This window comes from Mammaliicoccus sp. Q-M61 (genome assembly GCF_022386055.1).
GTDB lineage: Bacteria > Bacillota > Bacilli > Staphylococcales > Staphylococcaceae > Mammaliicoccus > Mammaliicoccus sciuri_A.
The window spans coordinates 295,320-307,979 of the sequence record NZ_JAJNJL010000003.1; the positions used below are offsets into that span (position 1 = coordinate 295,320).

General features: G+C 32.3%; 14 protein-coding genes, 2 tRNA genes and 1 rRNA gene. All 17 read left to right on the top strand.

Annotation, left to right across the window (positions count from 1 at the left end):
* Positions 1–51 precede the first annotated feature (51 nt).
* Positions 52–1,581, top strand: a complete 1,530-nt coding sequence (gene cshA / locus LQ677_RS06915; RefSeq protein ID WP_239748203.1) for a degradosome RNA helicase CshA — start codon at positions 52–54, stop codon at positions 1,579–1,581.
* A gap of 90 nt (positions 1,582–1,671) precedes the next feature.
* Complete coding sequence (locus LQ677_RS06920; RefSeq protein ID WP_107576532.1) at positions 1,672–2,151, top strand: PH domain-containing protein; 480 nt, start codon at positions 1,672–1,674, stop codon at positions 2,149–2,151.
* On the top strand, positions 2,141–3,661 hold the full coding sequence (locus LQ677_RS06925; RefSeq protein ID WP_239748204.1) for a PH domain-containing protein: 1,521 nt from the start codon (positions 2,141–2,143) through the stop codon (positions 3,659–3,661). Before LQ677_RS06920 ends, LQ677_RS06925 begins: the two co-directional genes overlap by 11 nt.
* Positions 3,651–4,115 (top strand): PH domain-containing protein, encoded by a 465-nt coding sequence (locus LQ677_RS06930; RefSeq protein WP_159315399.1) that lies wholly within the window; start codon positions 3,651–3,653, stop codon positions 4,113–4,115. Before LQ677_RS06925 ends, LQ677_RS06930 begins: the two co-directional genes overlap by 11 nt.
* Before the next feature lie 30 nt (positions 4,116–4,145).
* A complete protein-coding gene (acpS, locus tag LQ677_RS06935; protein WP_037589759.1) occupies positions 4,146–4,508 on the top strand; it encodes a holo-ACP synthase in 363 nt (120 codons plus the stop codon).
* A gap of 47 nt (positions 4,509–4,555) precedes the next feature.
* A complete protein-coding gene (gene alr / locus LQ677_RS06940) occupies positions 4,556–5,704 on the top strand; it encodes an alanine racemase (protein WP_159315398.1) in 1,149 nt (382 codons plus the stop codon).
* 84 nt (positions 5,705–5,788) lie between these two features.
* Positions 5,789–5,956, top strand: a complete 168-nt coding sequence (mazE, locus tag LQ677_RS06945) for a type II toxin-antitoxin system antitoxin MazE (protein WP_025904510.1) — start codon at positions 5,789–5,791, stop codon at positions 5,954–5,956.
* Positions 5,957–6,328 carry a type II toxin-antitoxin system PemK/MazF family toxin gene (locus LQ677_RS06950; RefSeq protein ID WP_025904511.1) on the top strand — a complete coding sequence of 124 codons (372 nt, stop codon included), beginning with the start codon at positions 5,957–5,959 and terminating at the stop codon, positions 6,326–6,328.
* Positions 6,329–6,424: 96 nt separating this feature from the next.
* Positions 6,425–7,429 carry a PP2C family protein-serine/threonine phosphatase gene (locus LQ677_RS06955; protein ID WP_037589756.1) on the top strand — a complete coding sequence of 335 codons (1,005 nt, stop codon included), beginning with the start codon at positions 6,425–6,427 and terminating at the stop codon, positions 7,427–7,429.
* 104 nt (positions 7,430–7,533) lie between these two features.
* Positions 7,534–7,857 carry an anti-sigma factor antagonist gene (locus tag LQ677_RS06960; RefSeq protein ID WP_025904513.1) on the top strand — a complete coding sequence of 108 codons (324 nt, stop codon included), beginning with the start codon at positions 7,534–7,536 and terminating at the stop codon, positions 7,855–7,857.
* A 4-nt stretch (positions 7,858–7,861) separates the two neighbouring features.
* Complete coding sequence (gene rsbW / locus LQ677_RS06965; protein WP_025904514.1) at positions 7,862–8,338, top strand: anti-sigma B factor RsbW; 477 nt, start codon at positions 7,862–7,864, stop codon at positions 8,336–8,338.
* Positions 8,313–9,083 carry an RNA polymerase sigma factor SigB gene (gene sigB / locus LQ677_RS06970; protein ID WP_037589755.1) on the top strand — a complete coding sequence of 257 codons (771 nt, stop codon included), beginning with the start codon at positions 8,313–8,315 and terminating at the stop codon, positions 9,081–9,083. The genes rsbW and sigB overlap by 26 nt, the downstream gene beginning before the upstream one ends.
* A 116-nt stretch (positions 9,084–9,199) precedes the next feature.
* Positions 9,200–11,353 carry a Tex family protein gene (locus LQ677_RS06975; protein ID WP_239748205.1) on the top strand — a complete coding sequence of 718 codons (2,154 nt, stop codon included), beginning with the start codon at positions 9,200–9,202 and terminating at the stop codon, positions 11,351–11,353.
* Positions 11,343–11,789 (top strand): SprT family protein, encoded by a 447-nt coding sequence (locus LQ677_RS06980; protein ID WP_239748206.1) that lies wholly within the window; start codon positions 11,343–11,345, stop codon positions 11,787–11,789. The genes LQ677_RS06975 and LQ677_RS06980 overlap by 11 nt, the downstream gene beginning before the upstream one ends.
* Before the next feature lie 266 nt (positions 11,790–12,055).
* Positions 12,056–12,141 (top strand) — tRNA-Leu (locus tag LQ677_RS06985).
* A 23-nt stretch (positions 12,142–12,164) separates the two neighbouring features.
* A tRNA-Gly gene (locus LQ677_RS06990) sits at positions 12,165–12,238 on the top strand.
* Between the two features lie 129 nt (positions 12,239–12,367).
* Positions 12,368–12,660: ribosomal RNA gene (locus LQ677_RS06995) — 16S ribosomal RNA — on the top strand; the annotation flags it as partial.

A 12,660-nucleotide genomic window follows, 5' to 3' on the forward strand; every position in this document is an offset into this window, starting at 1 on the left:
AAGTTGAATAAAAAAGACGAGATGAATTAACTATATAAAAGGAGAATTATTTTGCAAAAATTTAAAGAATTAGGTATTTCTGAAGCTACCTTAAATGCTTTGGACAAAATGGGATTTACTGAACCAACACCAATACAAATCGAAAGTATTCCACATACATTACAAGGTACGGACGTGCTAGGACAAGCACAAACTGGAACAGGAAAAACTGGTGCATTTGGTATTCCATTAATTGATAAAGTAGCAGATAAACAAGGTGTACAAGCATTGATTCTTGCACCAACACGTGAATTAGCAAACCAAGTGGCAGAGCAATTACGTAGTTTCAGTAAAGGACAAAACGTAAGTGTCGTAACTGTATTCGGTGGTATGCCAATAGACAGACAAATCAAATCACTTAAAAAAGGTCCACAAATCGTTGTAGGTACACCAGGACGTGTGATTGACCACTTAAATAGAAGAACATTAAAAACAGAATCAATTTCTACATTGATCTTAGATGAAGCAGATGAAATGATGAACATGGGCTTTATAGATGATATGAGATTTATAATGTCTAAACTTCCATCTGAAAATCGTCAAACATTACTATTCTCAGCAACAATGCCTAAAGCTATTCAAGAATTAGTTCAAAAATTCATGAAGAGTCCAAAAATTGTTAAAACAATGTCTAACGAATTGTCAGATCCACAAATTGATGAATTCTACACAATCGTTAAAGAATTAGAAAAATTCGAGACATTTACGAATTTATTAGATGTTCAAAATCCTGAATTAGCAATTGTATTCGGTCGTACGAAACGTCGTGTTGATGAATTAACAAGTGCTTTAATCACTAAAGGATACCGCGCTGAAGGTTTACACGGTGACATTACACAAGCTAAACGTTTAGAAGTATTGAAAAAATTCAAAAATGATCAAATCGATATTTTAGTAGCTACAGATGTTGCAGCTCGTGGATTAGATATTTCTGGCGTAAGCCACGTTTATAACTTTGATATCCCTCAAGATACTGAAAGTTATACACACCGTATTGGTCGTACAGGTAGAGCGGGTAAACAAGGTGTTGCCGTTACATTTGTAAATCCAATCGAAATGGATTATATCCGTCAAATCGAAAAAGCTAATAAACGTCAAATGAGCGCTTTACGTCCACCAACACCAGGTGAGGTTATGAAAGCTAAAGAATCAGATGTTAAAGATAAAGTTAAAGGTTGGGTAGAAAGTCCAATCGAAGGCCGTATTGAAAAAATTGCTGAATCATTAATTAAAGAATACGGTGACCAAAAATTAGTTTCTGCATTATTACAAGAATTAATTACTTCTAACAACGATGCAGAAATTCAATTAACATTTGAAAAACCATTATCTAAAAAGTCTAATCATAGAGGCAAACAAGGTAACCGTGGTGGTAACTCACGTGGTAAATCTAGAACTAGATTTGATGGTAAAAACAACAAACGTCGCGGTAATGATAAAAACAATCAATTTGACCGTAACAAAGGTAAAAACAATAAACCAAACAAACAACGTTCAAAAAAACAATTCTCAGGTAGAACATTTGCTGAGCATTCAAAATAAAAACTAAACAAGAAGTGTGTGTAATCTCTAAGGTTACGCACACTTTTTTTATGATATAATACACGTAAATTGAACGATAGAGGAGATTATATGTATAAACCAATACTCGAACACAAAATGCCAAAACAGTCTATAAAATATGAGTATGTAAATCATATTATAAATGTCATAGTTATCTTAGTTTTGTACAGTGTATTTGTATTTTTATGGCATAAATATGATTGGTGGACATTTCTCATTTATATTGTGACCCCGATTGCACTGCTAATGATTGCGATAGGATTTATAAGTCCGATTATACGACTTAAAAGAACATCTTTTGAAATTGGAGACCGGTATATTGAAGTACAAAGCGGGCTTTATTATCAAAAGCGATTTGTACAACCTTATGACAGAATCCAATATGTAACGATAAAGCACGGACCAATTTCTAGATTGTTTAACATTTACTTTGTCGTTGTTGTAACAGCAGGTAATTTAGAAGTGTTGCCAATGGTCAACCGAGAAATAGCTGACCAAACGAGATTAAATATCATGACTAAGGTTAAAGAGGTGACTGATGATGTTTGATCCTCAAAAATTACATCCAATATCTTATGTTAGTGGCTTTTTAGCCAGTTTAAAAGAAAATGTATTTCCATTAATAATCGCTGTGTTTATTGTTGTAACACGCGGACTTGATAATTTTTGGGACCTTACATTTCCGATTGTTCTATTAATTTTTTCACTTATAAGTAGTATTTTTAAAGCAATTAAGATTTACAATACACGTTATTGGATTGAGAATGATCAATTGATTATGACTTGGGGTGTCTTTTCAAAAAATCGTAAAGAGTTAAATATTGAAAGGATTCAGTCTGTTGATACTTCTCAAAATATTGTACATCAGTTGTTAGGTGGCGTGAGTTTAAGCATTAAAACGCCGAGTGATGGTATTGAATTAGATACGATTACGAAGTCACAAAGTGATAGTCTTTCTAAATATTTAAAAGAAAGAAAATATGCTATTAAAAATAAAGAGCAAAGCGAAGATGAGTTAAACGAGGAAGATGGAACGTCGTCTGATTCTGATCAACATGATGTTATTAATGAAAAAGAAGAAGTTGTGTTCTTTAGATTATCAACTAAAGATTTATTGAAGATGAGTTTTACAAGTGGTGGTATTTTGATTGTATTTGCGGCACTTGGTTCATTACTTGGATTTTTCACACAAATAATCGATATCGAGGATTACATCAGTCCACTGATTAATCAAGTTGTTAATTTAACATTTGTTATCATATCAATCACACTATTATTTATTATATTGAGTTATGTCATTGGATCACTCATTGTATTTATTAAAAATTATAAATATCAATTAACATTTGATGGGGAACTTTTAACGGTTAAATATGGTTTGTTAACAGTTCAAAAACGTACCGTTCCAATTAGAAGAATACAAGCGTTAAAAGAAGAAGAATCTATATTCAGAAGAGTGATCGGATACACTAAAATTTCGGCGATAATTACTTCAGATGGACATTTTGAAAATGGAGAAGATACTGATGTCGGTACTGTGACAATCTTGCCATTTATGAAGAAGAAAGAAGCATATCAATTACTTGAAGATATTATTCCACAATTTCAGTTTCATTCCGTTAAAAAAGGCTTACCTAAACAAGGTATTCGTAGAAGAGTGTTCATCCCGACAATTATTTTATTGTTAATTGTGATACCTATCCAAATATATTTATGGCCTTATACTTGGATGATCGGATTAGTAATATTCTTGGTTATGCTATTTTATGCAAGTATCATTACGTTGAAATCTGGATACAAAATTTATGACGACTCAATTGTCATACTGAATGCAACACCGTTTGAATATACAACAATTTGGGCGAATAGAAATAAGATTTTAACTTTTGAACTACATGAAAATCCAATTATTAAACGTAAAGATATTGCACATTTCACAATTCAAATAGCATATGGAAATGGTATGTTGTCCAAAGGATTAAGATTTATTAATAAACAAGATACGTTAAATATTTATAAATGGTATAAAGATAAAGGAGGTCACGTAGATGCTTCCTAGATATAGAATGGATAAAAAGGGAATGGTCGTTGAACGTATTGGATCGTTGATTACAATTTCAATACTCATCATCATATTAATTGTTATGGCAGTAATTTTTAATTTATGGTGGACGACAGCTTCAAAATGGTTTCTGCTTATTCCAGTAGTGCTCATCTTGGTAATAGCTATATATGGTTTAATCATCCAGCCTTATTATATGTATCGAAATTTCAGATATGAAATAAATGATGATGAAATAAACATTAAATCAGGTATTTTTATGATTAGAGAAACAACGATACCTATGGGTAGAATTCAAAATGTTGATCTATATGAAGGATTCATAATGAGAAAGTTTAACCTGGCTAATATTACGTTGTCCACAGCTGGAGGAAATCGAACGATTCAATATTTAAATAAAGATAAGGCAAATCGTATTAAACACGCGATACAAAATAGAATTGAAAAATGATTTTAAATAGTGAAAATGAAGGTGTTAACGATGATTCAAGGTGTCGGCATAGATTTAGTCGAAATAGAACGTATACAAGATTGGTATACGAAACGACCAGAAATGGTTAATAAAATTTTAACAAAAGATGAAATAAATATTTTTAGCAAAATTAAATTAGAATCAAGAAAAGTCGAATTCATCGCTGGTAGATTTGCTGTGAAGGAAGCATTTAGCAAAGCGATGGGTACAGGTATTGGTAAAAAATACGGCTTTCATTCGATTAATTGTTTACCAGATGAAAATGGAAAACCAGAAATCATTTGTGAAGGGTACCGTGTTCATCCGTCCATTACACACACAAAACATTATGCAGAAGCCATTGTGATTATAGAAAATATTAAGCAAGATTGATTTCTATATGATAAAATACAAATATTATAAGAGGAGGTGCCTTGCTGTTGTCCGAAAAATATTATAGGCCAACTTATATCAACGTCGATTTAAAGGCAATACTAGAAAATTATCAAGCAGTAGGAAGACTTCATCCAAATAAGAAAATTATGGCAGTCGTTAAAGCAAATGGGTACGGATTAGGAAGTGTACCAATTGCAACATATTTAATGAATGAAGGTGTAGACTTCTTTGCAGTTGCCACATTAGATGAAGCAATTGAATTAAGAATGCATGGTATTAAAGCCAAAATATTAGTACTCGGCGTTATTAATACTAAAGATATTAATAAAGCTGTTCAACATAGAGTTGCATTAACCGTTCCATCAGAACAATGGTTAGATGATGCAATAGAATCTATAGATGATGATTCTGATAAACCTTTATGGATGCACGTAAAAATAGATACAGGCATGGGTAGAATTGGATTGAAAGATATTGAAACTTACCAACATGTCGTTCATAAAATAGATCAGCATGAACGCCTTATATTTGAAGGTGTGTATACGCACTTTGCTTCTGCAGACGAACCAAATGATTTTTCTAAAAAACAATATGAATTATTTGAAGAATTTGTAGAGTCTTCTCAAACACCTGAATATATACATGCTCAAAATTCAGCAGGTGCCTTAAGATATGATGCATCTATTTGTACAGCTGTTAGATTTGGTATTTCATTATATGGATATTATCCATCAAAATATATTCAAGAAATTTCTAATTTAAAATTAAAGCCTTCTGCGCAATTAGTAACAGAGGTTGTTCAAACTAAATATTTAGAACCTGGAGAAACAGTGAGTTATGGTGCAACATTTACTGCTGGTGAACGTATTAAAGTGGCCACATTGCCAATTGGTTATGCAGATGGTTACTTAAGAAAGATGCAAGATACACTTGTGAATGTAAATGGTGTGAATTGTCCCGTCATAGGTAGAGTATGTATGGATCAAACGATGATTAAAGTTCCAGATGATGTTCAAACAGGTGATAAAGTCATTCTCATGGATAATGATGTTGATTCGGAACAATCAGCAGAAAAAATTGCTGAAGCACAGGATACCATTAATTATGAAGTACTTTGTAACTTGAAAAAGAGATTACCACGTATCTATCATGATGGTGAAAATGTTGAAATTACGAACGAATTATTAAAATAGCATAGTCAAATAGAGTTACATTTGTTATGATATTAATAACTTAATCAACAAAATTTACATTTATTTTATCTGGAGGTATTTGTTATGACATCTTTAACGCAAAATCGTACACAAAGTTTAGAACAAACACTGAAAGAAGGCTATCGTTCAATGGCCGATTTAAATCTCTCCCTTGCATCTGAAGCATACTATTGTGAATGTGAAGCTTGTGATTCAAATGAATCGCATATAGCCTCTCAGCAAGGTGAATAAATGAGAAGAGGAGATGTATATCTCGCAGATCTTTCACCAGTTACAGGTTCTGAACAAGGGGGAACAAGACCAGTCGTTATTATCCAGAATGATACAGGTAATCGATACAGCCCGACTGTGATTGTTGCAGCAATTACTGGTAAGATAAATAAAGCCAAAATTCCCACTCATGTAGAAATTGAGGCAGCGAAATATAAATTAGACAGAGATTCCGTAATTTTGCTTGAACAAATCAGAACTATTGATAAAAAACGCTTAAAAGAAAAATTAACATATTTATCTGATGCAAAGATGAAAGAGGTTGATACTGCTATTGCAATCAGCCTCAATCTAACTTTGCAACAAAAATTTGATACATTAGGTAATACATAATGAAATTGTTTTAAAAGAATCAATATTACTTTAAAACGTCTTCCGCTTTAGGATTAACCTAAAGCTTTTTTAGTATATTTGAAACGAGGTGACTTCGTGTCAGAACAAAAGAAACAACAGTATCTTCAATTATTACTTGATTATGTTCAAACAAATGATGACGAAATTTTATCATCTTGCCAAACATTTTCAACTGAAGCCATTGAAGATAATGTTTCACCAGAGGAGATAGTACAATTACATGTAAATATTATGGAACAGGAACAAGAACTGACTAAAGAACAAATCATTCGTTCATTTGATGTTCTTTTAGAAGTCATGATAGGCTATGGCTTTACATACCGTGATTACAAGAAGTTATTAAATAAAATTAAAATTCATGATAAAGAAATGGAAGTTGCGTCTAGCTTGCAACAAACGATGCTAAAGCCTCAAATCCCTCAATTTGATAGTATTCAAATTGGGGCAATTTCTGTTCCAGCACAAAAAGTAAGTGGAGATTATTTTAATTTAATTGATCATAATGACGGAACTATGAGTTTTGCAGTAGCAGATGTTATCGGTAAAGGTATACCGGCAGCATTAGCGATGAGTATGATTAAATTTGGTATGGACTCTTACGGTCATTCGCAATTGCCGAGTGACGGTTTGAAACGTTTGAATCGAGTTGTGGAAAAGAACGTTAATCAAAATATGTTTGTGACAATGTTCTATGGACTATATGAAGAAATTAATAACATGCTTTATTATAGTTCTGCAGGACATGAGCCTGGATACATATATAGAAGTCAGACTGGAGAATTTGAAGAAATGTCTGAACGAGGTATTGTGCTCGGTGTTAATAAACACACACGTTATAAACAAAGTGAAATAAAAATAGAATTACAAGATATGATTATCGTGTTTACTGACGGTGTAACAGAATTGCGCAATCAACAAAATGAATTTATCAAAACGACAGATTTATTAAGTATGATTGATGAGTACAAACAACTACATCCGCAAGACATTGTCCAAATCTTATATGAAGAACTAGTCAAACTACAGAATCCAAATAAAAGAGATGATTTAACGATATTAATTGTTAAAAGAGTTAAATAGTTGTAAGTTAAAAATATTTAAGATGTGTTAAATAAGATTAAACATTTTAAAAACGGGTAAAAATAAATGATGAAAGTCTAATACATTTAGGGGTGTAACAAGGAATGAATCTTAACATTGAAACTACTGAACATGAAAACTACTATGAAATTAAAGTTGGCGGAGAATTGGATGTGTACACTGCGCCTCAACTTCAAGACGTATTACAACCGATTAGACAAAAAGGAACACATGATATACATGTTAATTTGGAGAACGTAAGTTATATGGATTCTACTGGTTTAGGTTTATTTGTTGGCACATTAAAATCACTCAATGAACATGATAAATCACTATATGTGCTTGGTGTATCTGATAGAATTGAGAGATTATTTGATATTACAGGACTTAAAGAATTAATGCATGTCAACAAAGGAACGGAGGTATAATGAGATGACATCTAACTATGATTATATAGAGATGAGATTCCCTGCAGCTCCAGAATATGTTGGACTTGTCAGATTAACATTATCTGGCGTGTTTAATAGAGCTGGTGCTTCATATGAAGATATTGAAGATTCAAAAATTGCAGTGTCAGAAGCGGTAACAAATGCAGTGAAACACGCATATAGTGATAAAGTTGAAGGTGAAATATTAATAGGTTACCTTGTATTTGAAGATAAAATAGAAATCATTGTATCAGATTCAGGTAAAAGCTTTAATTATGAAGAAGCTAAAAAAGTGCTTGGACCTTACCAAGAAAGTGATAATATCAATTTCTTGAGACAAGGTGGATTAGGACTATTTCTTATTGAATCATTAATGGATGAAGTAAGTGTCCAAAAAGATGCTGGTGTTACAATAAGTATGACAAAGTATTTATCTAAAGAGCAGGTGCAAACACATGACGGAAGAGTCCAAAGTTTATAATGAAGTTTCTCCAGAAGACATTAATGCTTGGATAGCAGATTACCAAGAAAATGATAATAGTGAAGCTCAAGAAAAGCTAGTATTACATTATCAGAAATTAGTAGAATCTTTAGCATATAAATATTCTAAAGGCCAAGCACATCATGAAGATCTTGTTCAAGTTGGTATGGTTGGTTTATTAGGTGCTATAAAAAGATTCGATGTTTCATTTGAAAGAAAGTTTGAAGCATTTTTAGTTCCAACAGTAATTGGTGAGATAAAGAGATATTTAAGAGATAAAACTTGGAGTGTACATGTACCTAGACGAATTAAAGAAATTGGCCCTAAAATAAAAAAGGCAAACGAAGAATTGACCAATGAATTAGGAAGGTCACCTAAAATTATTGAAATTGCAAATAGACTAGAAGTAACTGAAGAAGATGTTCTAGAAGCAATGGAAATGGGTCAAAGTTATAATGCCTTAAGTGTTGACCATTCTATCGAAGCGGATAAAGACGGATCTACCGTTACCTTGTTAGATATTATGGGAGAATCTGAAGAAGGTTATGATTTAACAGAAAAAAGAATGATATTAGAAAAAATTCTGCCTATTTTAACGGATAGAGAAAGAGAAATAATTCAATACACCTTTATTACGGGCTTAAGTCAAAAAGAGACTGGCGAAAAAATAGGTCTCAGTCAAATGCATGTTTCAAGACTTCAAAGAACAGCAATAAAGAAATTAAAAGAAGCTGCAATGAAATAAATAATATATTAAGAGAGCCAGAAGCATTTCAAATGTTTTCTGGCTCTTTTTAAAATCAAAAATGGTTATATTCTATTTATGTTAAAATAAAATATAACCATTTTTAGGAGGCAATTATGAATCAAGAACTAATAGAAATCATAAAGAAAAATCATCCTTTTACAGAAAAACAAATTAAAACTGTACTAGAATTACTAGAAGATAAGAATACCGTGCCTTTTATAGCAAGATATAGAAAAGAATTAACTGGTGGACTTGATGAAGTTGAAATTAAACAAATTGAAAATGAATATACATATGCACTTAACTTGCATAATAGAAAAGAAGAAGTCATCAGATTAATTGATGAACAAGGTTTATTAACAGAAGACTTAAAAAATGATATTTTAAAACAAACAAAATTACAAAGAATAGAAGATTTATATCGACCATTTAAGAAAAAGAAAAAAACAAGAGCTACAGAAGCAAAACGTAAAGGTTTAGAACCTTTAGCTAAATGGATACTTGAAGGTACTTCTAATATTGATTTAGTAGAGGAAGCTTCAAAATATATTACTGAAGAAGTTACATCGCATGAAGATGCCATTAAAGGTGCACAAGATATTATAGCTGAAATGATTTCAGATGAGCCTAAATACCGTAAATACATTTTAAATAGTGTTGAAAGACAAGGTAAATTAGTGACTGAGAAGAAAAAGAAAGCTGAAGATGAGAAAAATATCTTTGAAATGTACTATACATATGAAGAACCGATTAAGAAAATAGTACCTCATAGAGTGCTAGCTATTAACCGTGGAGAATCAGAAGGTATATTGAAAGTAGGATTCGAAATAGATACAGCGTCATTAGAAAGTTATTTAACAACTCAATTTGTTAAAAAAGAACATAAACATATTGATGTGATTAAAGAAGCTATTCAAGATAGCTTGAAAAGATTAATCTTACCTTCTATTGAAAGAGAGATTAGAAGTGAATTAACACAAAAAGCTGAAGAACATGCAATTGAAATCTTCTCTGAGAATTTAAAAAACCTTTTATTACAAGCACCATTAAAAGGTAAAAAAATACTAGGACTAGATCCAGCATACAGAACGGGTTGTAAGTTAGCAGTTATTAATGAATATGGTTCGTTTGTTGATAAAAATGTGTTATATCCTCATCCTCCAGTATCTAAAACTGATCAAGCAGAAAAGATATTTGTAGATATGATTAAGAAGCACAACATTGAATTAGTTGCGATTGGTAACGGAACAGCAAGTAGAGAATCAGAACAATTTGTAGCTGAAATGATTAAAAAGCATGACTTACCTTGCCAATTTGTGATTGTCAACGAAGCTGGTGCTTCGGTTTATTCAGCTTCAGATATAGCTAGAGAAGAATTTCCTGATTTTAAAGTTGAAGAGAGAAGTGCTGTATCTATAGGTAGACGTGTACAAGATCCATTAAGTGAGCTTGTTAAAATAGATCCTAAATCAATCGGTGTTGGTCAATATCAACATGATGTAAATCAAAAAGCACTAAGTGAAACTTTAAAATTCGTCGTGGAAACTGCCGTTAACCAAGTTGGTGTTGATGTGAACACAGCATCTCCATCATTACTAAGCTATGTATCTGGTCTTAGCAATACAGTTGCAAATAACATTATTAAATTTAGAGAAGAAAAAGGTGTTATTACACATCATTCAGAAATAGCTAAAGTTCCAAGATTAGGGAATAAAATATTTGAACAAAGTATCGGATTTTTAAGAATATTAGATGGAACTGAACCACTTGATAAAACAGCTATTCACCCGGAAAGTTATGAAGCGGCTTATGCGTTGATTCAATATGTTGGTTTACAAAAAGAAGATATTGGTTCTGATATATTAAAAGAAAAACTAAATAAATTAGATATACAAGATACAAGTGAAACCTTAAATATAGGTATACCAACGCTAGAAGATATCATTGCTTCTTTAATAGCACCATTAAGAGATCCACGAGATGAATTCGAAACACCAATTTTAAAATCAGATGTTCTTTCTATGGAAGACTTAAAACCAAATATGGCTTTAAGTGGTACAGTACGAAATGTTGTCGACTTTGGTGCGTTTGTAGATATAGGTGTTAAACAAGATGGTCTTGTTCATATATCTAAATTATCTAAAGGATATGTTAAGCATCCTATGAATATTGTAAGTGTAGGAGATATAGTTGATGTTTGGGTATTAGATGTAAACCAAGAAAAACAAAAAGTGTCATTAACTATGATAGACCCTAATGGACAATAAGGCACTTCAAGAACTTGTGTCTAATATATCAACGGAATATTTTAATAAGCCTTTTAAACACAATGCAATATTTAACAAAAGGTTAAGAATAACTGGTGGAAGGTATTTATTAAGTAGTCATGATATAGAAATTAATCCGAAGCAATATGAACATTTTGGTGTTGAGGCACTTATAGATATAATTAAACATGAACTTTGTCATTATCATTTACATTTAGAAGGTAAAGGATACCAGCATAAAGACAAAGCATTCAAAGATTTAAGTAACGAAGTAGGTGCACCGCGATTTTGTAAAGCCGTTCAAAGTTATGAAGAACGTGCTAACTATTTATATCAATGTGGGCAATGTAAAACAGAATTCAAACGTATTAAACGTGTTAATACACGTAAATATAGATGTGGACGATGTGGTGGAAAGTTAAAAAATATAACATAAAGAATAATTGGGAAAGTACTACACTAAAAATATGCGAGTGTAGTACTTTTTATTTAAATTTTTAATAAAAAAGCATTGACGAAATAATAGATCCGGCGTATTATAGTTAATGTTGCTTGAACGAAACGTAACAAATAATAAGACAAGTTATTCAATGTAAAATTACATTAAAAAGTTAAGTGTTTGTATTGACATTGTAAACTTAATGTAATATACTTAATGACAGTCACTTAAATAACAAATTGATTGAGTACTGCAAACCATGCGCGGTCGTGGCGGAATGGCAGACGCGCTAGGTTGAGGGCCTAGTGGGAGAAATCCCGTGGAGGTTCAAGTCCTCTCGGCCGCACCATTCATCAATTTTAATATAGCTAAGCGGGTGTAGTTTAGTGGTAAAACCTCAGCCTTCCAAGCTGATGTTGTCGGTTCGATTCCGATCACCCGCTCCAAATTATTTTATAATGAACATTGAAAACTGAATGACAATATGTCAACGTTAATTCCAATAATTGAGTACTGAAAGTACTTCAGAGTGATTGGCTTAACCAATCAAAAATGAGCTTATCAAGCTTACTTCTTTTATGGAGAGTTTGATCCTGGCTCAGGATGAACGCTGGCGGCGTGCCTAATACATGCAAGTCGAGCGAACAGATGAGAAGCTTGCTTCTCTGATGTTAGCGGCGGACGGGTGAGTAACACGTGGGTAACCTACCTATAAGACTGGGATAACTCCGGGAAACCGGGGCTAATACCGGATAATATTTTGAACCGCATGGTTCAATAGTGAAAGACGGTTTCGGCTGTCACTTATAGATGGACCCGCGCCGTATTAGCTAGTTGGTAAGGTAACGGCTTACCAAGGCGACGATAC

Coding starts and splice junctions, on each gene's coding strand:
- LQ677_RS06920 (WP_107576532.1), top strand. CDS start 1,672: ATGTATAAACCAATACTCGAACACAAAATGCCAAAACAGTCTATAAAA.
- LQ677_RS06925 (WP_239748204.1), top strand. CDS start 2,141: ATGATGTTTGATCCTCAAAAATTACATCCAATATCTTATGTTAGTGGC.
- LQ677_RS06930 (WP_159315399.1), top strand. CDS start 3,651: ATGCTTCCTAGATATAGAATGGATAAAAAGGGAATGGTCGTTGAACGT.
- acpS (WP_037589759.1), top strand. CDS start 4,146: ATGATTCAAGGTGTCGGCATAGATTTAGTCGAAATAGAACGTATACAA.
- mazE (WP_025904510.1), top strand. CDS start 5,789: ATGACATCTTTAACGCAAAATCGTACACAAAGTTTAGAACAAACACTG.
- LQ677_RS06950 (WP_025904511.1), top strand. CDS start 5,957: ATGAGAAGAGGAGATGTATATCTCGCAGATCTTTCACCAGTTACAGGT.
- LQ677_RS06960 (WP_025904513.1), top strand. CDS start 7,534: ATGAATCTTAACATTGAAACTACTGAACATGAAAACTACTATGAAATT.
- rsbW (WP_025904514.1), top strand. CDS start 7,862: ATGACATCTAACTATGATTATATAGAGATGAGATTCCCTGCAGCTCCA.
- sigB (WP_037589755.1), top strand. CDS start 8,313: ATGACGGAAGAGTCCAAAGTTTATAATGAAGTTTCTCCAGAAGACATT.
- LQ677_RS06975 (WP_239748205.1), top strand. CDS start 9,200: ATGAATCAAGAACTAATAGAAATCATAAAGAAAAATCATCCTTTTACA.
- LQ677_RS06980 (WP_239748206.1), top strand. CDS start 11,343: ATGGACAATAAGGCACTTCAAGAACTTGTGTCTAATATATCAACGGAA.